Here is a 23,034-nt window from a genome sequence, read left to right on the forward strand (position 1 = left end):
GCAGACGATGCGAACGTACTGGCTGGAGCACGCCTGGCTCGGCACGAACGTCGAGCCGGGTGTGGCGGTCGAGGTCGCGGACGGCCGTATCACCGCCGTCCGCACCGGCGTACCCACCCCGCCGCCCGGCGCCGAGATCCTGCGCGGCCTGACCCTCCCCGGACTGGCCAACGCCCATTCCCACGCCTTCCACCGGGCGCTGCGCGGCACGGTCCAGGTCGGCTCCGGCACCTTCTGGACCTGGCGCGAGGTGATGTACTCCGTCGCCGACCGCCTGACCCCGGAGACGTACCACGCCCTCGGCCGCGCGGTGTACGCGGAGATGGCCCTGGCCGGCATCACCTGTGTCGGCGAGTTCCACTACGTGCACCACGCGCACGGCGGCACCCCCTACGCCGACCCCAACGCGATGGGCGAGGCACTGATCGCGGCCGCCGCCGAAGCCGGTGTCCGCATCACCCTCCTGGACACCGCCTACCTCTCCTCCGGCTTCGGCGAGGAGCCCAACGCACACCAACTGCGCTTCTCCGACGGCAGCGCGGAGGCCTGGGCCGAACGCTGTGCAGTTCTCAAGGAGCGGGACCACGCGCGGATCGGGGCGGCGATTCACTCCGTACGGGCCGTGCCCGCGGAGCAGTTGGCGACCGTGGCACGCTGGGCCGAGGAGCGGCAGGCCCCGCTGCATGTGCACCTGTCCGAGCAGACGGCGGAGAACGACGCCTGCCTTCGGGCCCACGGCTGCACCCCCACCCGGCTCCTCGCCGACCACGGCGTCCTCGGGCCGCGCACCACCGGTGTGCACAACACGCACCTCACCGACGAGGACATCGCCCTGCTCGGCGGCTCGGGCACCGGCACCTGCATGTGCCCGACGACCGAACGCGACCTGGCGGACGGCATCGGCCCGGCCGTCGCCCTCCAGCGGGCGGGCTCTCCGCTCTCCCTCGGCTCCGACAGCCACGCCGTCATCGACCTGCTCGAAGAGGCCCGCGCGATGGAGCTGAACGAGCGGCTGCGCACCCGCACCCGGGGCCACTGGACCGCCGCGGAACTGCTGCGCGCGGCTTCGGCGGACGGCCACGCGGCCCTGGGCTGGGACGACGCGGGCAATCTGGAGGCGGGTGCACTCGCCGACTTCACGACGATCGCCCTCGACTCGGTCAGGACAGCGGGGCCGCTGCCGCGACTCGGCGCCGAGACAGCCGTATTCGCCGCGTCCGCCGCAGACGTACGCCACACCGTCGTGGGCGGCCGCCATGTCGTACGAGACGGTGTCCATGCCCTCGTGCAGGACGTGCCGTCAGCACTGGCGGACGCGATCGAAGCCCTGCGCGGCTGACCACCGCCGCACCCCACCCGGCCACCCCTGAGGACACCATGATGAGCAGCACCGTCATCACCAACATCGCCACGCTGGTCACCAACGACCCCTCCCTCGGTGACGGATCCCCCCTCGGTCTGATCCAGGACGCGGCCGTCGTCATCGACGGCGACCGTGTCGCGTGGACCGGTGAATCCAGCAAAGCACCCGCCACTGACAACCGGGTCGACGCGGGCGGCCGGGCGGTGCTGCCGGGCTTCGTGGACTCCCACTCCCACCTGGTCTTCGCCGGGGACCGCACGCAGGAGTTCAACGCCCGCATGTCCGGCCGCTCCTACAGCGCGGGCGGCATCCGCACCACGGTCGCGGCCACCCGCGCCGCGACCGACGCGGAACTGGAGTCGAACCTCACCCGCTACCTGGCGGAGGCCCTCCGTCAGGGCACCACCACCTTCGAGACGAAGTCGGGCTACGGCCTGACCGTCGAGGACGAGTCCCGTGCCCTGCGTATCGCGGCCCGGCACACCGACGAGGTGACCTACCTCGGCGCCCACATCGTCTCGCCCGACTACGCCGACGACCCGGCGGCCTATGTCGCCCTGGTCACCGGCGAGATGCTGGACGCCTGCGCGCCCCACGCCCGCTGGATCGACGTCTTCTGCGAGAAGGGCGCCTTCGACGGCGACCAGGCCCGCACGATCCTCACTGCGGGCATGGCGAAGGGCCTGCACCCCCGCGTCCACGCCAACCAGCTCTCCTACGGCCCCGGTGTCCAGCTGGCCGTCGAGCTGGACGCGGCCAGTGCCGACCACTGCACCCACCTCACGGACGCGGACGTCGACGCGCTCGCGAACGGCAACACGGTCGCCACCCTCCTGCCCGGCGCCGAGTTCTCCACCCGCGCCGAGTGGCCGAACGCCCGCCGCCTGCTGGACGCGGGCGCGACGGTGGCACTGTCGACGGACTGCAACCCGGGCTCCTCTTTCACTTCCTCCGTGCCCTTCTGTATCGCCCTCGCCGTCCGCGACATGCGCATGACCCCCGACGAGGCGGTCTGGTCGGCCACGGCAGGCGGCGCGGCAGCCCTGCGCCGCACCGACATCGGCCACCTCAGGCCTGGCGCCTACGCCGATCTGACGCTGCTGGACGCGCCGAGCCACGTACACCTGGCGTACCGGCCGGGGGTGCCGCTGGTCAGCGGGGTGTGGCGGCGGGGCGAGCGGGTGGTCTGAGGGCGGCGATAGCCGGCGAGGAAGCGGCGGGCGCTCATCCCGCCCCGGCCCGCCACCGCTGCTCCGGCCCCCCGTTCAAGGGTTCCAGGCTCACCTCGTCCCAGTCGTCCGGTGTCACCGCCGTTTCGATGGCGATCGAGGGGCGGATCGTGCCGTCGGAGTCGACGGTGAAGCGGAGGTTCTGGCCGTTGCTGCTGTAGACCGCGTCGCACTCCCAGATGCCCACGCCCCGGTCGGTCGAGCCGCGGCTGTCCAGGCAGAAGCCGGAGTCGGCGGCCGAGCGGAGGACGCCCAGGTAGGTGTCGACGCGCCAGCGCTGGGTGGGGGAGGAGGTGCAGGGGGCCATGATGACGTCGTTGCCCTGCGAGAGGTCGCCGTCGAGGATGTCGAGGCAGCGGCCCGAGGCGAGGTTCACCACTTGGGCGTAGGCGCTGCCCGGGGGCGAGGGCGAGGGCGTGGGGGACGGGCTCGGTGTGCGGCGCGGCGACGGGGACGTGGTCGGACGCTGCGAAGTCCTCGTCGGAGAAGGGGACTTGGCCGTGCGAGAAGGGGAAGGGGAAGGAGTCGGGGTGGGGGAGGCGGACACGGACACGGACACCGTTGCCGTCACCGTCACCGGTGGGGGTGCAGGTGTCGCCGCCACCGGGTGCTGGTCGGGGCCGTCCGCCGAGGACAGGAGGAACACCAGCAGCGGAGCCAGGGCCACCCCCAGGGCCGCCGACGCCAGCAGGTAGCGGTGCCGGGGCGGCCGATTCGGGTGGGGAGCGGCGGGTCCGGGAGCCGGGGCCGGCTTGCCGGGGTGCAAGTACGACGTTCCGCTCCAGGGCAGCAGGCCCTCCGCCAGTGCCTGTCTCGGGGTGTCCCGCAGCGCGGCCAGGTCCTCGAAGGCGGCCGTGCAGTGTGGGCAGTGTGCCGTGTGGGCGTCCAGGTCGGCGCTGTAGCGGGGGCCGTCCGGCCGTACCGCCTCCTCGATCAGGCGGCGGAAGTCGGGGCAGCGTGGATCGTCGGAGGCGGCCAGTCGGTGTCTCAGGCAGGCCTGGGCCAGGGCCTTGAGGGCCTGCGGGGTGCCGTGGATCACGTCCGTGCGGCTCAGGCCCAGGAAGGCGGCTGTGCGTTCCGGGGGCTCCTCCTCGAGGGCGGCGTACCAGATCAGGCCCTGGGTGTGGGAGGGCAGCGCCTGGAAGGCCGGGAGGAGGGGCGGTGTCGGGCCGCCGGGCAGGCCGACGGCGTGCAGCACCAGGAGGAGGGCGGGGTCCACGCCCGCGGAACGGTCGTCGCTCGCCCAGGAGGCCGCCAAGCGTACGGTCAGCAGCAGGAGTTGGTGGCGCAGGGGGAGGTTCGGCTCGATGCCGCGTGCCGTTTCCCGGGCCGCCGTGGTGAAGGTCTCCGCGGTCAGCCGGCGGGCGGCGGACTCGCTCGCGGCGCACAGGCGGGCGTAGGCGAGGACGGACGGATGGTGCCGGCGGCGCAGTTCCTGCAGCGCCGGGTACGCCGTCGGGGTCGGGGCCCGCAGCAGCTCGGTGAGCCGTGCGTCCGGCGCGTCCGCGTGGGCCGCATACGCCTCCGCCTCCGCCGGGTCGCCACCCTGAGCCATCCTGCACCCTCCGTCCCCCGAATATCCGGCCTACCAGCCGGTTTGCGGGCTCATAGTGGTGACGGAACGCGGTTTCGGAAAAGACGTTTCCCGGGGTAACTGCACAAAGGTTCCTGCACCGTGGTGCCCGGACACGGCAAAGCGGCCCGGCCTCGTCGGCCGGGCCGCTTCACGCGGGTGACGGAGGGTCACTCCTCCACGGTCAGCCCCCTGCGCAGCCGCACCAGCGTCCGCGACAGCAGCCGGGAGACGTGCATCTGGGAGATGCCGAGCTCCTCGCCGATCTCCGACTGGGTCATGCCCGCCACGAAGCGCAGGCTCAGGATCTTCCGGTCCCGGGACGGCAGTTCGGCGATCAGCGGCTTCAGCGACTCGACGTACTCGATCCCTTCGATCCCGTGGTCCTCGTAGCCGATCCGGTCCGCGAGTGCGCCCTCGGTGTCGTCCTCCTCGGGCTGGGCGTCCAGGGAGGAGGCGGTGTAGGCGTTCGAGGCGGCCATGCCCTCGACGACCTCGTCGTCGGAGATGCCGAGGCGCTCGGCCAGCTCCGTGACGGTGGGGGCGCGGTCCAGTCGCTGGGCCAGCTCGTCCCCGGCCTTGGCCAGGTCGAGCCGCAGCTCCTGCAGCCGGCGCGGTACGCGCACGGACCACGAGGTGTCACGGAAGAAGCGCTTGATCTCGCCGATGATGGTCGGCATCGCGAAGGTGGGGAATTCCACGCCGCGGGAGAGCTCGAAGCGGTCGATCGCCTTGATCAGGCCGATCGTGCCGACCTGGATGATGTCCTCCATCGGCTCGCTGCGGGAGCGGAAGCGCGAGGCGGCGAACTTGACGAGCGCGAGGTTCAGTTCGACGAGCGTGTTGCGGACGTACGCATACTCGTGCGTGCCTTCCTCCAGCGACCCCAGTCGCTCGAAGAGGGTCTTGGACAGAGCCCGCGCGTCCACCGCGCCGATCTCGTCGAAGGGGGGGATCTCCGGAAGTCCCTCTAGGGGGTCGAGGGCATCCAGGGGATCGATGGGATGATCCAGTTGTTCCGGTGGGGGTGTCGACGTCGCCATCCGGGTATGCGGTCCGTCGAGCCGGGGTGACATGGGTGTCCTCCATCGTTCTCGGCATATGGCTGCCGAAGCCAGTACGTGCACTGCGGAGTGCGGCGCCTCCAAAGCCGGCGTGTAGGGATGTGTGTCCTACTAGCCCTACCTGCTGCACCGAGCCGGTCGCAAGTGCGTTCCGTAGTGATATGTCCGATAATGCGAGCTTGTTCAGGTGTCGGAGTGCGCTCGGAAGGCGTAATGTTCGAGGGCATCAGCAGCCACGACCTCGGGAGAGAGACGGCATGGACCACGGGACGGTCGGCAGTGCACGCTCGGGCCGGCTTCTGGTGGAGGTGCGGGAAGAGGGCTCCAGCGCCGTAGTGGCACCGGCGGGTGAGCTCGATCACCACACCGCCGATCTTCTGCGTGAGCCGCTCGACGACCTCCTGGAAAAAGGGTTCTCACGGCTCGTGGTGGACTGCTCACGCCTGGAGTTCTGTGACTCCACGGGGCTGAACGTGCTGCTCGGGGCCCGGCTGAAGGCCGAGGCCGCCGGGGGTGGGGTCCATCTGGCGGCGATGCAGCCGGTGGTCGCTCGTGTGTTCGAGATCACCGGAGCGGAGGCGGTTTTCACCGTCCATGACTCCGTGGCGGCGGCACTGGCCGGCGAGACCGGCTGAAACCCGCGCCCCGGCCGTCCCCCCGGGGGCTGGTGTCGTACGTCGCACCGGCCGAGCCCAAAGTGGGGGTGTTCCGTCGGATCGGCCGGGCAGGAGAGATCCTGAACCCCGTCGGCCGGCGGGCTGCCGGACCGCCCTCGGGAACCGGCGAACGGCCTGGGGGCGACGTATCTGCAAAGGGCGGACGACGGACGGCGGAGGAGTCACGTGCGGACCGTGGGGCGGACGGCGTACGGACCGGCCGGCACCGACCGGTGCCGGACCTTTGAATCGTGAACTGGTGAATCGGTGAGGTGAAGCGCTGATGAGCACCACCCGGCCTTGCTCGCCGGGCGACCGCGGCCCGGAGCCGAGCGGCGCTTCCGGGGCGTCCGAGGGGGGTGCGCCGGAGACCGGCGCGTCCGCGGGGGCAGCCGCGCCGTCCGTGCCGGCCGAGGGTCCCGGCAAGACCTCCGGGCGGCAGGTCCGCAGGCTGCGCCTGGACGGGGAGAGCGGGGTCGTCCCGCTCGCCCGTGACTACACCCGTCAGGCGCTGTACGCGTGGGGCTGGCTGCCCGCCGCCACCGCCGACCAGCGGGCCGCCGCCGAGGACGTGCTGCTGGTCGTGTCCGAACTGGTCACCAATGCCTGCCTGCACGCCGACGGCCCGGAAGAGCTGTTCCTCGCCTGCGACGACAAGGTGATCCGGGTGGAGGTCTCCGACCGCGGCACCGGCCAGCCGGCCCCGCGCACCCCGCACCGCGCCGGCCGTCCCGGCGGTCACGGCATGTTCATCGTGCAGCGGCTGTGCCTGGACTGGGGCGTGCTCCGCACCCCGGGCCGCTCGGGCAAGACGGTGTGGGCGGAACTGGGCGCTCCGGTCTGAGGGTTCCGACGGTCACCGGGGCCTCCGTCTCCACTCGGACCCCCCTTCCCACACGCCGGATCGTCACAACTCCGGCGTGTGCCGCGTCTTCCCTCCTCACGGCCCCGGGCGTACCTTGACGGCCAAATCTGATATGCCGTCAGGAATGAATGGGGTGGACCGACCGTGTCGTACCCGAAACGAACCGCCGCGCTCGCGTCCGCCGCCGCCCTGGCCGGCTCGGTGGTGTGGCTTGCCGCACCGGCGGCCCACGCGGACGTCGTCGACGTCAACTACCGCTGCAAGACGCCGATCGGCATCAAGAGCGCGGTCTCGCCCATCGACATCAAGGGCGTCAAGAGCGGCAGCGGCTACAAGATCACCATGTCCTGGCAGAAGGGCGTCTCCTCCAGCCCGGTCGAGCTGGGCAAGGGCGCGATGAGTCCGAGCGCCACCATCAACCTCGGCGGCGCCGACAACAGCACCCTCGCCGTGACGGGCCCGGCCAACTCGGCCGCGATTCCCGCCAACACGCCCATCAAGATCAGCGACTTGAGCGGTACCTACACACCGAGGAAGACCGGCAAGGTCACCTTCACGGCGGCCACGCTCACCATCAGGGCGCTCGGCACGACGACGACCTGTACGCCGACCAACAACCCCAAGCCGTCCCTGACGCTGGACGTGACGGCGGCGGGCGGCGGCTCCTCGGGCGGCTCCTCCACTCCGAGCAGTAACGGTTCCGCGGGCCGGCTCCCGCAGACTGGCCCCGAGGACTCCGCCGTCGCCCTCGGCACGCTCGGCGGCACGGTGCTGCTCGCGGGCGCGGCGGGCGCGCTGTGGCTGACCCGACGGAACCAGACCGTGCGGCGCTGAACCAGCCGTACCCCGCTGAACCACAGGTCAAGACCGCTGGAGCCGCCCATGCCGTCCGCCGCCCGTGCCCTGCCCCGCGCCCGTGCCCTGCCCCGCGCCCGTCGGCTGCCCCCGGCCCTCTCCCGGCCCGCAGCCCTGGGCCTGATCGCGCCCCTGTGCCTGATCGCCCTGCTGGGCGCGGCGCCCGCGGCCCCGGCTGCCGGAGGCTGGTCCGTCGCGCCCTCGGGAGGCGACCGCCCGTCCTTCTACGCCGAGGGCCCGCCCGGAACGGTCCTGCAGGACACGGTGTCCGTCACCAACCCCGGGCGCGGGCCCGTCGTCGTACACCTGTCCGGCACCGGCGTCCAGATCGCCTTCGCCGAGCAGGGCGTACGCATCCCCGCCCGCACCCGTGCCGACGTGCCCTTCACGGTGAGCGTTCCGGCGGGGGCCGAGCCCGGCGACCGCTCCGGCACGATCGTCGCGCGCGATGCCGACGGCCGGACGGGGACCGTACGCCTGCGCCTGCGCGTCGGCGGCCCGGCGCTCGCCGCGCTGACCGTCGAGCATGTGGCGGTGCACGGTGATCGCATCACCTACGAGCTGGTCAACCGCGGTACGACCGTCCTCGTGCCGAGGCTCGCGGTACGCGCGGACGGCGTCTTCGGCCGGGTCCTGGACCGCGCGCCGCGCACCCTCCCCGTCCGCCTGCGGCCGAGCGCGCGCCTGCAACTGACCGAGCCCTGGCCGCACCGGCCGGCGCTGGACGCGGTCGCCGTACGGCTGACGGTCACGGCGCCGGGCGCAGCGCACGACACGGCGACCGCACAGGCGCGGTTCGTGCCGTGGGGGGCGGTGGCGGGCGGCGCGGGCGCGGTGACCGCGGGGGCGGGCGCGCTGATCGTCGTACGACGGCGGGGGAGCCGTACGGCGGACGGCGGCCCGGCGGCCGATGCCCCGGGGGCCGCCGGTGCTGGCGAAGTCCCCCGTGCCGGCGCCGGGCCGGCGGCGGGAGCGGCGACGTGAGCGGCAGTAAGGCACGGATGCTGCGGCTGCCCGCGCTGCTCCTGCTGCCGCTCGCCGCCCCCGCGGCCGATGCCCCGGGGGCCGCCGGTGCGGGCGAAGTCCCCCGTGCCGGGGCCGGGCCGGCGGCGGGAGCGGTGAAGTGAGCGGCAGGCCAGGGATTCTGCGGCTGCCCGTGCTGGCGGCGGTGCTTGCGCTGCTCCTGCTGCCGCTCGCCGCCCCCGCGGCCGTGGCGGACGGGCCCGTCGTGAAGCTGTCCGAGTCCCAGGCGGGCACGGGCGGTTCGGTGACCGTCAGCGGCAGCGGCTGGCGGCCGCACACCCTGCTGATGATGCTGATCTGCGGGCGGTCCACCCCCTCCCGGGGCGTGATCGGCGGCACCAACTCCTGTGCCAACGGAGACGGCCGGGCCGTGACCACCGGTGCCGACGGCTCCTTCGCCAGGAAACTGCCGGTCGCCGAACCGCCCGTACCGTGTCCCTGCGTGGTGCACGTGGCCACGGTGACCGGCGCGCAGGCCGCGGCGGACGCGGTCTTCCAGGTCGCCGGGCATCCCGTCGCCCCGCTGCCCGCCGAGACCTCGGGCGGCCGCCTGTCGATCCTCTCCGACACCCGGCTGACCGGCTCCGGCTCCCTGCTGACCTGGTTCGGGGCGCCGCCGAGCCGCACCCTGGTCTTCACCGTCGGCAACAGCGGCTCCGCCGCGATCAAGGACCCGGTCTTCCGGGTCGGCACCGCGCACGGCGTCTTCGCCCCCCAGTGGGACGAGCAGCAGTGGCGCGGCACCCTCGCGCCCGGCGGGAAAGCGCAGATCAAGCTGCCCGTCGAGCTGTCGGCCGCCGCACACGGCGACTACACCGTGTCCCTCCGGTACGACGGCCGGACCCTCGCCGAGCAGCCCTGGGGCGTGGGCCGGCCCTGGGGCGTGACGCTGTTCTGGATCCTGCTCTGCCTGGTCGTCCCGGCCGCGGTCTTCCGCGCCGGGATGGCCGTGGTGGACCGGGTACGGCCGCGCCGGCCGGGCGGGGTACGCCACCGGCGGCTCGCCCGGCCCGCGCTGCGGCTGCCCCGCTCCCGCACCTCCGGGCCCCCGCCCGACCCGACTCCGACCCTGCCGTGGTTCACCCCGGACTCCGCTCCGGGCGGCCCGGCCGGCCGGCTCTCCGCACCGCACGACGACAGCCCGACGAGTCCTACGACTCCCACCACGAAGGGACCCACGTGAGCATGCGAAGGAGAGTCACACCGGCCCGAAGGACGGGCGCCGCGGGCGCCGCACTGGTGCTCTGCTCGGCGGGCCTGCTGCTGGGCATGGCCGCCACGCCCGCGCAGGCGGCCCAGGTGTCGTTCGCCACCCACTGCGTGCCGCCCGCGGGCATCGACCCGGTCGACGGCACCACGAAGGTCGAGATCACCGCGCCGGCCACGGCCAAGGTGGGCGACACGGTGGACATCGTGTGGAAGTTCGTACAGGCCGCCTCCAAGAACCCGGACATCATCGACCTGCCCGCCAACTCGGTGCAGCCGTCCGGGGTGCTCAAGGCCGCCGGCGCGCAGACCGCCGACATCGCCCTGCAGGGATCGCGTCAGAACCCGGCGATCCCCAAGGGCGGCGCCATGGTGCTGTCGGACATGAAGGGCACCCTGAAGCTGACGACGGCCGGCGAGGTGACGCTGACGCCGGACGCGTACACGGTCAACGCGATGTCGACGGACACCAAGTGCACGCCGAAGGAGACCGTGCAGAAGGCGGCGACGATCCAGGTGACGCCGGGGAGCGGGGGCACGTCCAGCGGGACGCCGACCCAGTCGACGACACCGACCCGGTCGACGACGCCGACGAACACCGCGACCGCGACCGCCACGGCGACGGCGACCGGCGGCACCGGCCAGACCGACTTCCCCGGCAAGGAGGTCCAGGTGCCGTACGCCTGCAAGACGCCGATCGGCGACAAGAACGCGACCTCGCCGGTGCAGATCAACGCCAAGAAGAACGGCGGGAGTTACGACCTCACCGTGCAGTTCAAGAAATCGGTGATGAACAGCCCCGCCGACATCCCGAAGGACTCCGTGAAGCCGTCGATGGAGGTGGTGCTGGGCGGCGCGGACAAGGGCACCGTGCACGTGGAGGGGCCGACGAACGCGAACCCCGTCAAGTCCGGCGACCCGATCGAGATCCCCGACCTCACCGGCACCTACAAGCCGGGCGCGAGCGGCACCTCGACCCTGTCCCCGGGCGTGCTGACCATCAAGGCCCTGGGCACGACGACGACCTGCACGCCGACCAAGTCGGAGGTCTCGCTCACCCTGGACACCGCACAGCAGCCGGGCGGCGCCTCGGGCGGCACGTCGACCTCCGGGGGCTCCTCGTCCACCGGCGGCAGCAGCACCAGCGGTTCGGGCGGCCTCGCCGAGACCGGTTCCGGCAACCACGGTGCCCTCAAGGCCCTCGGCCTGGTGGCGGGCACGGCGATCCTGCTGGGCGGCGCGGTGTTCACGTTCATGCCACGACGAAGGGCGCGATAGCCAGCCTGAAGGGGCACGGGGAACGGCGCGACCAGCCACTCCGCACCTGTTGTCGCACACCTCGCCGGCCCCTACGGCGCTTCGCATGCCTCACACACACCGAGAGGGCCGCCGCACCACGTTGGATGCAGCGGCCCTCTCGGCCAAGTCCGAACGACTAGTGAACGTCGCCCATCAGCTTGTTGACCCTGCCGCGGTACATCCACACCGCGACACCGGCGATCACGGCGAGCACCGCCTCCAGGGCGACGAAGCCCGTCTTGTCGAGGTTGACCCCGCCGACGGCCGGGTTCGACAGCAGGGCGGTGAAGGAGTCGCCCGCGGTGACCGCGAGGAACCAGACGCCCATCATCTGGGAGGCGTACTTCTTCGGCGCCATCTTCGTCGTCACGGACAGACCCACCGGCGACAGCGTCAGCTCACCGATGGTCTGGACGAAGTAGATGCCGACCATCCACATCGCCGCGGCCTTGTGACCGCCCTCGGCGATCGACAGCGGGGCGAGGAAGACGAAGAAGGACGCACCGATCAGCACGAGACCGGAGGCGAACTTCACGATGGTGCTCGGCTCCTGGCCGCGCCGGTTCAGCCACAGCCACAGCCAGGCGCAGACGGGCGCCAGAGCCATGATCATGACCGGGTTGACCGACTGGTACCAGGAGACCGGGAACCCCCAGCCGAAGATCGTGTTCTTGGCCGACTCGCTGGCGAAGATCGACAGGGTCGAACCGCCCTGGTCGTAGATCATCCAGAAGACGGCGGCGGCGACGAAGAACCAGACGTACGCCGACACCTTCGAGCGCTCGGCCGCGTCCAGGTCCTTGTCCCGGCGGATGCGGGCGATGACCACGATCGGCACGATCAGACCGATGACGGTCAGCGGGATCAGCGCCCAGTTCAGGGTGAAGTGGCCCGTGAAGCCGACGACGGCGTAGAAGACCGCGGCGATCGCCAGCCAGGTCAGGCCCTTGCGCAGCGTGGCGGACTTCTCGTCGGCCGACATCGGCGTGGGAACGACGTCGCTCTTCTCGCTCAGGTGACGGCTGCCGAGCAGGTACTGGGCCAGACCCAGCGCCATGCCGAGCGCGGCCAGCGCGAACCCGAAGTGCCAGTTGACGTTCTCGCCGACGGTGCCGATGACCAGCGGCGCGGCGAACGCGCCCGCGTTGATGCCGATGTAGAAGAGGGTGAAGCCACCGTCACGACGCGGGTCGTCCGGGCCCTTGTACAGGTGGCCGACCATCGTGGAGATGTTGGCCTTCAGCAGACCCGAGCCGATGGCGACGAGGCCGAGACCGACGAAGAAGCTGACGGCGGCCGGCAGCGCCAGGCACAGGTGGCCGAGCATGATGATCAGGCCCGCGAACGCGACCGTCTTGCGGGGGCCGAGGAAGCGGTCCGCGACCCAGCCGCCGGGCAGGGCGAGCAGGTACACGAGCGACACGTACACCGAGTAGATCGCGGTCGCCGTGCCCGCGTTCAGGTGCAGGCCACCCGGGGCCACCAGGTACAGCGGGAGCAGGGCCCTCATGCCGTAGTAGGAGAAACGCTCCCACATCTCGGTCATGAAGAGAGTGGCCAGTCCGCGGGGGTGGCCGAAGAAGGTCTTCTCGGACCCGGGGGTGCCCGGGCGGACCGAGTCCTTCGTCAGGCTGGACGCCATGGTCGTTCCTTGCTGGTCGGGACGCGCGTTGGAGCGCTGCGCGCCCGGTGGGGGTGTGGCCGGCACCGGCGGGGTCGGCCGTCCACCCCCACGCCCAGGGGGAGTCGGCTCCGGATCACGGAGCGGCGGACGGCGACCACCGGGATCCACGCCCTGGACGCGTCACTGCGTCCGGAGCCCGGCCAGAGGTCATTCCTTTCAAGGCTGATCTTCACCAGCCCGCACACAAAAGAGACCTTCAGCGTCAAGTGCCCGCCAAAGGTCCCCGGTGTACTACAGGCGTTCAGGTCACCATACGGCAGGACAGTGCCGGATATGGAAGGACTTGAGACGCGGATCACAGGTGTCGGGGGAACCATGAGATCGGTTTCGAAGGTCTCCTCTACGATCGCACCTCTGAGGCAATGGTTCGTACCACTGGTCCGGCAAGGTAAGAAGCCCTGGAACCGATCACACCCCAGCAGCGCGCGCGAGCGGTCTACCATCACTGCATGACCCGTGTACTGCTCGCCGAGGACGACGCGTCCATCTCGGAACCGCTGGCCCGCGCCCTGCGCCGGGAAGGGTACGAGGTCGAGGTGCGCGAGGACGGACCCACCGCGCTCGACGCCGGAATGCAGGGCGGCGTCGATCTGGTCGTGCTGGACCTGGGCCTGCCCGGCATGGACGGCCTGGAGGTCGCCCGCCGGTTGCGCGCCGACGGCCACACCGTGCCGATCCTCATCCTGACCGCGCGGGCCGACGAGGTGGACACCGTCGTCGGCCTGGACGCGGGCGCCGACGACTACGTCACCAAGCCCTTCCGGCTCGCCGAACTGCTCGCCCGGGTGCGGGCCCTGCTGCGGCGCGGTGCGGCGGAGCCGCAGCAGCCGCCGGCCACGCACGGCGTGCGGATCGACGTCGAGTCGCACCGGGCGTGGATGGGTGACGAGGAACTCCAGCTCACCGCCAAGGAGTTCGACCTGCTGCGGGTCCTGGTCCGGGACGCCGGCCGGGTCGTGACCCGCGACCAGCTGATGCGCGAGGTCTGGGACACGACGTGGTGGTCCTCGACCAAGACGCTGGACATGCATATCTCCTGGCTGCGCAAGAAGCTGGGCGACGACGCGGCGAACCCCCGGTACATCGCGACGGTGCGTGGCGTGGGCTTCCGCTTCGAGAAGAGCTGAACCCCCGCCAGGGGCCGAGCGATCAGTTCAGGTAACGGAACATGCGCCGACGTCTCATCCAGTCCACCCTCGCCGTCGTCCTCGTGGTGATCGCGGTCTTCGGCGTGTCCCTCGTCATCGTCGAGACGCGCACGATCAGCAACAGTGCCCAGGAGCGCGTGGAGTCCGAGGCGGTGCGGCTGGCCAGCATCGTGGACAGCCGGATCCTCGCGGCGGAGAACGTCAACGCCGAGGTCCTGCGCAACCCGGTCAGCAAGGACCAGTACGCGGAGATCCGGGTGCCGGGCCGGCCGCCGATCGAGATCGGCACCAAGCCCGAGGGCGACGTCATCCGCTCCACGCAGACGGGCGAGGAGGGCGAGACGGTCACCGTCGAGGAGCCCCGCTCCGCGGTGACCCGCGAGGTCGGCCGGACCCTGCTGATCATCGGGCTGGTGGCGCTGCTCGCGGTGGTCGCCGCCGTGCTGCTCGCCGTACGCCAGGCCAACCGGCTCGCCTCCCCGCTCACCGACCTCGCCGAGACCGCCGAACGCCTCGGCTCCGGCGACCCGCGCCCGCGGCACAAGCGGTACGGCGTCCCCGAGCTGGACCGGGTCGCCGACGTGCTGGACTCCTCCGCCGAGCGCATCGGCCGGATGCTGACCGCGGAGCGGCGCCTCGCCGCCGATGCCTCGCACCAACTGCGCACCCCCCTCACCGCCCTGTCCATGCGCCTCGAGGAGATCACCCTCACCGACGATCCGGACACGGTGAAGGAGGAGGCGAACGTCGCTCTCGCCCAGGTCGAGCGGCTCACCGACGTGGTGGAGCGGCTGCTGACCAACTCGCGCGACCCGCGCACCGGTTCCGCCGTCGCCTTCGATCTGGACGAGGTCATCCAGCAGCAGCTCGCCGAGTGGCGGCCCGCCTACCGCAGCGCCGGGCGGGCCATCGTCAGCTCGGGCAAACGGCATCTGCAGGCCGTCGGCACCCCGGGCGCGGTGGCGCAGGTGCTGGCCGCGCTGATCGAGAACTCGCTGATGCACGGCGGCGGCACGGTCGCCCTGCGCACCCGCGTCACCGGCAACCAGTCCGTGGTCGAGGTCACCGACGAGGGCGCCGGCGTTCCGGCCGACCTGGGCGCGCGGATCTTCGAGCGGACCATCAGCGGGCGGAACTCCACGGGCATCGGCCTGGCCGTCGCCCGGGACCTCGCGGAGGCCGACGGCGGCCGCCTGGAGCTGCTCCAGGCCCAGCCGCCGGTGTTCGGCCTGTTCCTGTCCCGCACGCCCCCGGCCCGCAAGCACGACGAGGACCAGCCGATGGTCCGCTAGGGCACCCGCTGGCTGGGTGCGGGCTTCTTCGACTCGTGCTCCAGGATCGATTCCGCGCTCGCCACCGTCTCGCGGGCCGGCAGCGCCTTGAAGACCCAGGTGCGGTACGACCAGAACCGGAACAGGGTGGCGATGCCGATGCCGAGGAACTTGAAGACGTTGCTCTGCAGCGGGCTGTCCCAGCCGAATCCGTACGTGGCCAGATAGAGCACGCCGTTCTCGATCACCAGGCCGATCGCGCTGAAGATCAGGAACAGCGTGAGTTCCTTGGTGCGGCCGCCTCTGTCGCGATCCCGGTACGTCCAGTAACGGAAGCCGACGTAGTTGAAGGCGATCGCGACGACGGTCGCGATGATGCTGGCGCGCACCACCGGCAGGTCGGAGACGTGCCGGACCAGATTGAAAACACCGAGATTGACAAGGACGCCGGCGCCGCCGACGGCGCCGAACTTGGCCACCTCGCGTACGAGCCGTTGCAGCCCCGAGGAACGAGGTTCCATGGCTGTGCAGCTCCTGTCCGTAGGTTTCGACAACCCAGCCATGCTAACCAGGCGGCCGTCCCGGCGCGCATGGACCAGGCCACAGCTTGGGAACGGGTCGGAAAGAGGCGGGAAAGCCCCGGGTAAGAGGGCGTGAGAGGGACGCGATCCGGCCGCACCGGCGTGGCCGATACGCTAGGGGTGTGACGTTCCCGGTAGTCGGCATGGTCGGCGGGGGGCAGCTCGCGCGTATGACGCACGAGGCGGGCATCCCGTTGGGCATCAGGTTCAAGCTTCTCAGTGACACCCCTCAGGATTCCGCGGCGCAGGTCGTCAGCGATGTCGTCATCGGCGACTATCGCGACCTGGACACGCTGCGTGAGTTCGCGCGCGGTTGTGATGTGATCACTTTTGATCACGAACATGTACCCACCGAGCACCTTCGGGCCCTGGAGGCGGACGGCATCCCCGTGCGCCCAGGGCCCGACGCGCTGGTGCACGCCCAGGACAAGGGCGTGATGCGCGCGAAGCTCGACGCGATCGGCGTGCCGTGCCCGCGCCACCGGATCGTGAGCGACCCGCAGGACGTGGCCGCCTTCGCCGCCGAAGGGGACGGCTTCCCGGTCGTCCTGAAGACCGTCCGCGGCGGTTACGACGGCAAGGGCGTGTGGGTCGTCGACTCCGCCGAGGAGGCCGCCGAACCGTTCAAGGCGGGCGTCCCGGTCCTCGCCGAGGAGAAGGTCGACTACGTCCGCGAGCTGGCCGCCAACGTCGTACGCTCCCCGCACGGCCAGGCCGTCGCGTACCCGGTGGTCGAGTCCCGGCAGGTCGACGGCGTCTGCGACACGGTCATAGCCCCCGCCCCCGGCCTGGACCAGGACCTGGCCCTCGGGGCCGAGGAGATGGCGCTGCGGATCGCCAAGGAGCTGGACGTCGTCGGGCACCTCGCCGTCGAGCTGTTCCACACCCGCGACGGCCGCATCCTCGTCAACGAACTCGCGATGCGTCCGCACAACTCGGGCCACTGGACCCAGGACGGTGCGATCACCTCCCAGTTCGCCAACCACGTCCGCGCGGTCCTCGACCTCCCGCTCGGCGACCCGCGCCCGCGCGCCGGATGGACGGTCATGGTCAACGTCCTCGGCGGCGACTACCCGGACATGTACTCCGCGTACTTGCACTGCATGGCGCGCGACCCCAAGCTCAAGATCCACATGTACGGCAAGGACGTGAAGCCCGGCCGCAAGGTCGGACACGTCAACACCTACGGCGACGACCTGGACGACGTGCTGGAGCGCGCCCGTCACGCAGCCGGCTACCTGAGAGGCACGATCACCGAATGAGCCCCGTTGTTGGCATCGTCATGGGGTCGGATTCCGACTGGCCCGTCATGGAGGCCGCCGCCAAGGCCCTGGACGAGTTCGAGATCGCCTACGAGGTCGACGTCGTCTCCGCGCACCGCATGCCGCGCGAGATGATCAGCTACGGCGAGCAGGCCGCCGACCGCGGCCTGAAGGTGATCATCGCCGGCGCCGGGGGCGCCGCCCACCTGCCGGGCATGCTCGCCTCGGTCACCCCGCTGCCGGTCATCGGCGTCCCCGTGCCGCTGAAGTACCTCGACGGCATGGACTCCCTGCTCTCGATCGTGCAGATGCCGGCCGGTGTCCCGGTCGCCACTGTCTCCGTCGGCGGTGCCCGCAACGCCGGACTGCTCGCGGCCCGCATGCTCGCCGCACACGACGAGGACCTGCTGCAGAAGGTGCGCGACTTCCAGCAGGACCTGAACGACCAGGCCACCGAGAAGGGCAAGCGGCTGCGCTCCAAGGTCGAGGGCACCGGCGGCTTCGGCTTCGGGAAGTGAGGCCCGTGACCTCGCTGGACGAAGCCCGCGAGCTGCTGCGCGCGTTCCCCGTGGTCGACGGCCACAACGACCTGCCCTACGCGCTGCGCAAGCAGGTCCGCTACAACCTCGACGCCCGCGACCTCGCCGAACGCCAGGACGCCCATCTGCACACCGACCTGCCGCGGCTGCGCGAGGGCGGGGTCGGCGCGCAGTACTGGTCGGTGTACGTCCCCTCCGACCTGCCGGACGCGGTCCCGGCGACGCTGGAGCAGATCGACGGCGTCCGGCAGATGCTGGCCCGCTACCCCGCGCAGCTGGCCCCGGCCCTGACCGCGGCCGACATGGAGGCGGCCCGCGCCGAGGGCCGTATCGCCTCCCTGATGGGCGCGGAGGGCGGCCACTCGATCGCCAACTCGCTCGGCACCCTGCGCGGCCTGTACGGGCTCGGCGTGCGCTACATGACGCTCACCCACAACGACAACGTGGACTGGGCGGACTCGGCGACCGACGAGCCGAAGACGGGCGGCCTGTCCGCCTTCGGCAGCGAGGTCGTGCGGGAGATGAACCGGCTCGGCATGCTCGTCGACCTTTCCCACGTGGCGGCGACGACCATGCGCGACGCGCTGGACGCCTCGTCCGCGCCGGTGATCTTCTCGCACTCCTCCGCCCGTGCCGTCTGCGACCACCCGCGCAACATCCCGGACGACGTCCTGGAGCGGCTGCCCTCCAACGGCGGCGTGGCGATGGTGACGTTCGTGCCGAAGTTCGTGCTCCAGGCCGCCGTCGACTGGACGGCCGCCGCCGACGAGAACCTGCGCGCCCACGGCTTCCACCACCTCGACACCACCCCCGAGGCGATGGAGATCCACCGCGCCTACGAGGAGCGCACCCCGCGCCCGGTCGCGACCGTGGCGACGGTCGCCGACCACCTCGACCACATGCGCGAGGTGGCGGGCATCGACCACCTCGGCATCGGCGGCGACTACGACGGCACCGCGTTCACCCCGGACGGCCTGGACGACGTCTCCGGCTACCCGAACCTGATCGCCGAGCTGCTCGACCGAGGCTGGTCCCGGGCCGACCTGGCCAAGCTGACCTGGCAGAACGCGGTACGGGTGCTGGGCGCGGCGGAGGACGTGGCGCGTGAGCTTCAGGCCACGCGCGCGCCGTCCCACGCGACGATCGAGTCGCTCGACGGCTGAGTGGCGAGGGCGGGGTAGTCGTTGTAGCCGTCGGCCCCGCCCACGTACATGAAATACCGGTCCCGGACCGGGTTGAGGGGCGCGCCGAGGCGCAGCCGCTCGACCAGGTCCGGGTTGGCGAGGAACGGCCGGCCGAGCGCGACCAGGTCGGCGCCTGCCGCCAGCATCTCGCGCGCGGCCCGGGTGACGGCCTCGGTGGTGAGGTCGGTCAGGTCCGGGTTGCCGATCAGCGTGCCGGGCCAGTCGGCGCGGATCCGCCGGTACCAGCCGGTCTCCGGGCCGGAGCGCACCAGGTGCAGATAGGCGAGGTCCAGCCCCTTCAGACGGGCCAGGAGCGCGGCGTAGAGGCCGTCGGTGTCGTCCTCCAGGACGCCGTTGACGGTGCTTGCGGGGGAGATGCGCAGGCCCACCCGGTCCGCGCCGATCGCATCGGCCACTGCCTCGGTCACCTCCGCCGCGAACCGCACCCGCCGCTCCACGGAGCCGCCGTAGGCGTCCGTGCGGCGGTTGGTGTTGTCCGCGAGGAACTGGTGCAGCAGCATCCCGTTGGCCGAGTGCACCTCCACGCCCTCGAAGCCCGCGTCGACGGCCCGGCGTGCGGCGGCCGCGAAGTCGGCGATCGTGGCACGGACGTCGTCCGCCGTCATCTCCCGGGGTGCGACGGCCGGCCGGTGCCCGCCCGGCGTGAAGATCGTCTCCGGCAGCGGGACCGGGGACGGAGCGAGCGGGGTGAGGCCGGTGGTCGCCGGATGACTGACCCGGCCGCCGTGCTGGAGCTGGAGGAACATCCGCCCGCCGGCCGCCCGTACCGCGTCGGTGACCTGCCGCCAGCCGTCCGTGTGCCGGTCGGTGTGGATCGCGGTGATGTTCGGGTACGTCTGCCCGACCGCGTTCGGCGTCGAGCCCTCGGCGATGATCAGCCCGGCGGAGGCACGCTGGGCGTAGTGGGTGGTCATCAGCGGGGTCGGCGTGCCGTCGGCCTCCGCGCGGTTGCGGGTGAGCGGGGCCATCACGAGATGGTTCGCAAGGGCCAGCCGGCCGAGCCGGGCCGGGGTCAGAAAGTCCGTGGTCTGCGTCATGCCCGTAAGCTAGAACCTGACACTGATGTCAGATTCAAGTCCCATCCGGCGGAGGCGGACATGCGGATCGGCGAACTGGCCCGGCACACGGGCGTGAGCGAGCGGTCGCTGCGCTACTACGAGACCCAGGGGCTGCTCGCGGCCGAGCGGACGCCCGGCGGGCACCGCGACTACCCGGAGGCGGCCGTGGACCGGGTCATCAGGATCCAGGAGCTGTATGCCGCCGGACTGCACAGCGAGAAGATCCGGCAGCTGCTGCCCTGCATGCGCGACCAGGACGGCGGGCCCTCCGCGACCGCCACCCCGCGGCTGGTCGCCGACCTCACCGCCGAACGCGCCCGCATCGACCGCATGATCACCGACCTGGTGCGCTCCAGGGAGACCCTGGACGAGGTGATCCAGGCAGCCAGGGACATCTGACGGGCCGTACCCCCCAACGCACCTACGGCTCCTCGATCCGGCACAGGCAGAACGGATGCCTGGCCGGGTCGGCGTACACCTGGAAGTCCTTCTTCTCGCGGTCCTCCAGGTCCAGCGGGCGGGGCGTACCCCTCGGCCCGCTGGAAGGCGAGCCGAGGGCCGTCCGGCATGAGCCCTCCCGGTATCAGGAGGCGCAGAGACAGAACGGGTGCCCCGCGGGGTCGGCGTACACACGCCAGGTCCGCGAGCGGTCCGCCGCGTCCAGCGGCTTCGCCCCCAGCTCCAGCACCGCCTTCTCCGCCGCGTCCAGGTCCTCCACCACCAGGTCCAGGTGGAACTGCTGCGAGGCGTCCGGCGCGGGCCACTTCGGCGGCACGAACCCGGGCGCCTGCTGGAAGGCCAGCGCCTGCCCGCCGGGCAGCTTCAGATCCACCCACTCTCCTGCGCCCTCCACCGTGCCGCCCAGCACACCGGCGTAGAAACCGGCCAGCGCACGGGGATCGGGACAGTCCAGGACCACGACACCGAGCTTGGCGAGAGCCATGACTACCTCCTCGTGTTACCCATAGAACCGGGTAACCAGTAACGGTTACTGCATGCTCTCGCACAGGAGGTAACCTCGCAACAGAATTCGGGAGGAACGTGCAGTCATGAGCGAGAGATCGGCCGCTCCCGGCGGCTTGGCCCTGATCGAGTCCCTGGTGAACACCCTGGACATCGAGACGGGACGCGACTCGCTCGACACGGCGGACGGCCGGGCACGCTTCGGGCTCACCGAGGACGAGGTGCCGGATGCGCGCGCCCTGCGGGAATCACTGCGGGCCGTGCTGCTCGCCCACGCCGGCCACCCGCCGCACCGCGAGGCGACCCCGCTCGGCGAGCTGCTGGCACACGCCCCCCTGCATGTCGCCGTAGACGCCCACGACGGCTCGGCGACCCTCGCCCCGGCCGACACCGGCCCCCTGCTCTCCCGCATCGCCGCGGCCGTCGCCGAGGCGCTCGTCGCGGGCACCTGGACCCGGCTGAAGGCCTGCGAGGCCGAGACCTGCCACTGGGCGTACTACGACCGCAGCCCCGCCGGACGCGGCCGCTGGTGCTCGATGCAGGTGTGCGGGGCGCGCGCCAAGATGCGCCGGTACCGGGCGAAGGACCCGCCGGCGAAGGAGCCGTAAAGCACAGGGAGTTCACCGGCCACGTACGTGTCCCGTGGTGCAGAATGCGTGAAGACGCCGGTTCGGCCGACTGAGCCTCGGCCGAACCGGCGTCACCTGTCCGCCTACGCGGTCGGGCGGCCCATCGCCCGGTACGTCCACCCGGCCCGCCGCCACAGCTCCGCATCCAGCGCGTTGCGCCCGTCCAGGATCACCCGGGCCGCCGCCACCTCGCCCAGCGCCGCCGGGTCCAGCTCGCGGAACTCCCGCCACTCCGTCAGGTGCAGCACGACGTCGGCCGCCCGGACGGCCTCGACGGCCGAGTCGGCATAGCCCAGCGTGGGGAAGACCTTGCGGGCGTTCTCCATGCCCTTCGGGTCGTACACGGTCACCTGGCCGCCCTGGAGGTGGATCTGCCCGGCCACGTTCAGCGCCGGCGAGTCCCGGACGTCGTCCGAGTCGGGCTTGAACGTGGCACCGAGCACCGCGACCCGCCTGCCGAGGAAGGAGCCGCCGCCGAGCGCCTCCCGGGCCATCTCCACCATCTGGCCGCGCCGGCGCATGTTGATCGAGTCGATCTCCCGCAGGAAGGTCAGCGCCTGGTCCGCACCCAGCTCACCGGCGCGCGCCATGAACGCCCGGATGTCCTTCGGCAGACACCCGCCGCCGAACCCGATCCCGGCACGCAGGAACTTCTTCCCGATCCGGTCGTCGTACCCGATGGCCTCCGCCAGCTTCGCCACGTCGCCGCCCCCGGCCTCACACACCTCCGCCATCGCGTTGATGAAGGAGATCTTGGTCGCGAGGAAGGAGTTCGCGGCGGTCTTCACCAGCTCGGCGGTCGGGAAGTCCGTCACCACGAACGGCGTGCCCTCCCCGACCGGGGTGGCGTACACCTCCCGCAGCAGCTTCTCCGCCCGCTCGCTGCGCACGCCCACCACGATCCGGTCCGGGTGCAGTGTGTCCTGCACGGCGAAGCCCTCGCGCAGGAACTCCGGGTTCCAGGCCAGCTCCGCGTCCGCACCGGCCGGCGCGTGCTCGGCGAGGTAGGCGGCCAGCCGCTCGGCCGAGCCGACCGGCACGGTCGACTTGCCGACGACCAGGGCGGGCCCGTGCAGATGCGGGGCGAGGGAGGCGATGGCGGCGTCGACGTACGACATGTCGGCCGCGTACTCGCCGTGCCGCTGCGGGGTGTTCACGCACACGAAGTGGACGTCGCCGAAGTCCGCGACCTCGGCCCAGTCGGTGGTGAACCGCAGCCGTCCCGATGACCCCTCGAAGCCCGCCACATGCCTGCGCAGCAGCTCCTCGAGCCCCGGCTCGAACATCGGGGTCTCGCCGCGCTCCAGCATCGCGATCTTCTCGGGCACGACATCGAGCCCCAGCACCTCGAAACCGAGCTCGGCCATGGCCGCGGCGTGCGTGGCGCCGAGATAGCCGGTGCCGATCACGGTGATCTTCAGGCTCATGGGTGCTCCAGATCGGGTACGTCGGTGATGCCGAGCCGAGCATAGTAGGGCGGCCCAGCGGGCACTTTCCCCGCTGTCACCAAGGTCACGTAGGCGTCTTTGGGGCAGGGCTCTAAAATTTGAGTTACTTAACG

The 23,034-nt window shown here is 71.6% G+C and carries 23 protein-coding genes and 1 pseudogene; 16 read left to right on the forward strand and 8 right to left on the reverse strand.

All coding sequences use genetic code 11. The features are described 5' to 3' along the window. Window positions 1-7: 7 nt before the first annotated feature. Entirely contained in the window at window positions 8-1,339 is a 1,332-nt protein-coding gene (locus AQI88_RS22250) for a formimidoylglutamate deiminase (protein WP_067002331.1), read from the forward strand. 38 nt (window positions 1,340-1,377) lie between these two features. Continuing rightward, window positions 1,378-2,553 carry an imidazolonepropionase gene (hutI, locus tag AQI88_RS22255; RefSeq protein ID WP_067002202.1) on the forward strand — a complete coding sequence of 392 codons (1,176 nt, stop codon included), beginning with the start codon at window positions 1,378-1,380 and terminating at the stop codon, window positions 2,551-2,553. 34 nt (window positions 2,554-2,587) lie between these two features. Here the strand turns inward: hutI and AQI88_RS22260 are convergent, their stop codons facing one another. Together AQI88_RS22260 and AQI88_RS22265 are read right to left on the reverse strand one after the other, a co-directional pair. Beyond that, the gene (locus AQI88_RS22260) at window positions 2,588-4,147 is read right to left on the reverse strand and encodes an RICIN domain-containing protein (protein ID WP_067002205.1); all 1,560 of its coding nucleotides are present in this window, start codon (window positions 4,145-4,147) and stop codon (window positions 2,588-2,590) included. Between the two features lie 188 nt (window positions 4,148-4,335). Beyond that, window positions 4,336-5,241 carry an RNA polymerase sigma factor SigF gene (locus AQI88_RS22265; RefSeq protein WP_067002207.1) on the reverse strand — a complete coding sequence of 302 codons (906 nt, stop codon included), beginning with the start codon at window positions 5,239-5,241 and terminating at the stop codon, window positions 4,336-4,338. A gap of 245 nt (window positions 5,242-5,486) precedes the next feature. On the opposite strand from AQI88_RS22265, the gene AQI88_RS22270 reads away from it, so the two are divergent. The 7 genes from AQI88_RS22270 (at window position 5,487) to AQI88_RS22295 (ending at window position 11,112) form a co-directional block, all read left to right on the forward strand. Further along, window positions 5,487-5,864: an STAS domain-containing protein gene (locus AQI88_RS22270; protein WP_067002209.1), complete on the forward strand. Its 378-nt coding sequence runs from the start codon at window positions 5,487-5,489 to the stop codon at window positions 5,862-5,864. A 304-nt stretch (window positions 5,865-6,168) separates the two neighbouring features. Continuing rightward, complete coding sequence (locus tag AQI88_RS22275) at window positions 6,169-6,729, forward strand: ATP-binding protein (protein WP_067002211.1); 561 nt, start codon at window positions 6,169-6,171, stop codon at window positions 6,727-6,729. A 165-nt stretch (window positions 6,730-6,894) separates the two neighbouring features. Then, complete coding sequence (locus AQI88_RS22280; protein ID WP_067002213.1) at window positions 6,895-7,584, forward strand: LPXTG cell wall anchor domain-containing protein; 690 nt, start codon at window positions 6,895-6,897, stop codon at window positions 7,582-7,584. A gap of 48 nt (window positions 7,585-7,632) precedes the next feature. Beyond that, window positions 7,633-8,589 carry a COG1470 family protein gene (locus AQI88_RS22285; protein WP_244184254.1) on the forward strand — a complete coding sequence of 319 codons (957 nt, stop codon included), beginning with the start codon at window positions 7,633-7,635 and terminating at the stop codon, window positions 8,587-8,589. Next, the gene (locus AQI88_RS46010) at window positions 8,586-8,732 is read left to right on the forward strand and encodes a hypothetical protein (RefSeq protein ID WP_159050375.1); all 147 of its coding nucleotides are present in this window, start codon (window positions 8,586-8,588) and stop codon (window positions 8,730-8,732) included. The genes AQI88_RS22285 and AQI88_RS46010 overlap by 4 nt, the downstream gene beginning before the upstream one ends. Continuing rightward, window positions 8,729-9,811, forward strand: coding sequence for a hypothetical protein (locus tag AQI88_RS22290; protein ID WP_067002215.1), 1,083 nt, complete (start codon window positions 8,729-8,731; stop codon window positions 9,809-9,811). The genes AQI88_RS46010 and AQI88_RS22290 overlap by 4 nt, the downstream gene beginning before the upstream one ends. 2 nt (window positions 9,812-9,813) lie before the next feature. After that, window positions 9,814-11,112 carry a hypothetical protein gene (locus tag AQI88_RS22295; RefSeq protein WP_067002218.1) on the forward strand — a complete coding sequence of 433 codons (1,299 nt, stop codon included), beginning with the start codon at window positions 9,814-9,816 and terminating at the stop codon, window positions 11,110-11,112. A gap of 157 nt (window positions 11,113-11,269) precedes the next feature. Here AQI88_RS22295 and AQI88_RS22300 read toward each other — a convergent pair whose 3' ends face one another. Continuing rightward, window positions 11,270-12,775, reverse strand: a complete 1,506-nt coding sequence (locus AQI88_RS22300) for a peptide MFS transporter (RefSeq protein WP_067002220.1) — start codon at window positions 12,773-12,775, stop codon at window positions 11,270-11,272. 491 nt (window positions 12,776-13,266) lie between these two features. Between AQI88_RS22300 and AQI88_RS22305 the strand changes: the two genes are divergently transcribed. Next, window positions 13,267-13,944, forward strand: a complete 678-nt coding sequence (locus AQI88_RS22305) for a response regulator transcription factor (protein WP_020940464.1) — start codon at window positions 13,267-13,269, stop codon at window positions 13,942-13,944. A gap of 41 nt (window positions 13,945-13,985) precedes the next feature. Further along, window positions 13,986-15,257, forward strand: a complete 1,272-nt coding sequence (locus tag AQI88_RS22310; RefSeq protein WP_067002222.1) for an ATP-binding protein — start codon at window positions 13,986-13,988, stop codon at window positions 15,255-15,257. On the opposite strand, the gene AQI88_RS22315 is transcribed toward AQI88_RS22310, so the two are convergent. Beyond that, entirely contained in the window at window positions 15,254-15,757 is a 504-nt protein-coding gene (locus AQI88_RS22315) for a GtrA family protein (RefSeq protein WP_067002224.1), read from the reverse strand. The genes AQI88_RS22310 and AQI88_RS22315 overlap by 4 nt on opposite strands. Before the next feature lie 182 nt (window positions 15,758-15,939). On the opposite strand from AQI88_RS22315, the gene AQI88_RS22320 reads away from it, so the two are divergent. The 3 genes from AQI88_RS22320 to AQI88_RS22330 are packed head-to-tail and all read left to right on the forward strand — an operon-like array spanning window position 15,940 to window position 18,781. Beyond that, entirely contained in the window at window positions 15,940-17,079 is a 1,140-nt protein-coding gene (locus AQI88_RS22320) for a 5-(carboxyamino)imidazole ribonucleotide synthase (protein ID WP_067002226.1), read from the forward strand. Continuing rightward, a complete protein-coding gene (purE, locus tag AQI88_RS22325; RefSeq protein ID WP_079057720.1) occupies window positions 17,076-17,597 on the forward strand; it encodes a 5-(carboxyamino)imidazole ribonucleotide mutase in 522 nt (173 codons plus the stop codon). The genes AQI88_RS22320 and purE overlap by 4 nt, the downstream gene beginning before the upstream one ends. Before the next feature lie 5 nt (window positions 17,598-17,602). After that, entirely contained in the window at window positions 17,603-18,781 is a 1,179-nt protein-coding gene (locus AQI88_RS22330; protein WP_067002230.1) for a dipeptidase, read from the forward strand. Here the strand turns inward: AQI88_RS22330 and AQI88_RS22335 are convergent. Next, window positions 18,730-19,860, reverse strand: a complete 1,131-nt coding sequence (locus AQI88_RS22335; RefSeq protein WP_067002231.1) for an alkene reductase — start codon at window positions 19,858-19,860, stop codon at window positions 18,730-18,732. The genes AQI88_RS22330 and AQI88_RS22335 overlap by 52 nt on opposite strands. Before the next feature lie 60 nt (window positions 19,861-19,920). Here AQI88_RS22335 and AQI88_RS22340 point away from each other — a divergent pair, with 60 nt between their 5' ends. Then, window positions 19,921-20,280, forward strand: a complete 360-nt coding sequence (locus tag AQI88_RS22340) for a MerR family transcriptional regulator (protein WP_067002233.1) — start codon at window positions 19,921-19,923, stop codon at window positions 20,278-20,280. 22 nt (window positions 20,281-20,302) lie between these two features. Here AQI88_RS22340 and AQI88_RS47840 read toward each other — a convergent pair. Then, a pseudogene (locus tag AQI88_RS47840) lies at window positions 20,303-20,401 on the reverse strand (VOC family protein); the annotation flags it as partial. A gap of 63 nt (window positions 20,402-20,464) precedes the next feature. Beyond that, a complete protein-coding gene (locus tag AQI88_RS22345; protein ID WP_067002235.1) occupies window positions 20,465-20,824 on the reverse strand; it encodes a VOC family protein in 360 nt (119 codons plus the stop codon). Between the two features lie 106 nt (window positions 20,825-20,930). On the opposite strand from AQI88_RS22345, the gene AQI88_RS22350 reads away from it, so the two are divergent. Continuing rightward, on the forward strand, window positions 20,931-21,452 hold the full coding sequence (locus AQI88_RS22350; protein ID WP_067002236.1) for a CGNR zinc finger domain-containing protein: 522 nt from the start codon (window positions 20,931-20,933) through the stop codon (window positions 21,450-21,452). Window positions 21,453-21,556: 104 nt separating this feature from the next. Here the strand turns inward: AQI88_RS22350 and AQI88_RS22355 are convergent, their stop codons facing one another. Continuing rightward, window positions 21,557-22,900 carry a UDP-glucose dehydrogenase family protein gene (locus AQI88_RS22355; RefSeq protein ID WP_067002238.1) on the reverse strand — a complete coding sequence of 448 codons (1,344 nt, stop codon included), beginning with the start codon at window positions 22,898-22,900 and terminating at the stop codon, window positions 21,557-21,559. Window positions 22,901-23,034 lie beyond the last annotated feature (134 nt).

Source organism: Streptomyces cellostaticus, assembly GCF_001513965.1.
In the GTDB taxonomy this organism is placed as follows: domain Bacteria; phylum Actinomycetota; class Actinomycetes; order Streptomycetales; family Streptomycetaceae; genus Streptomyces; species Streptomyces cellostaticus.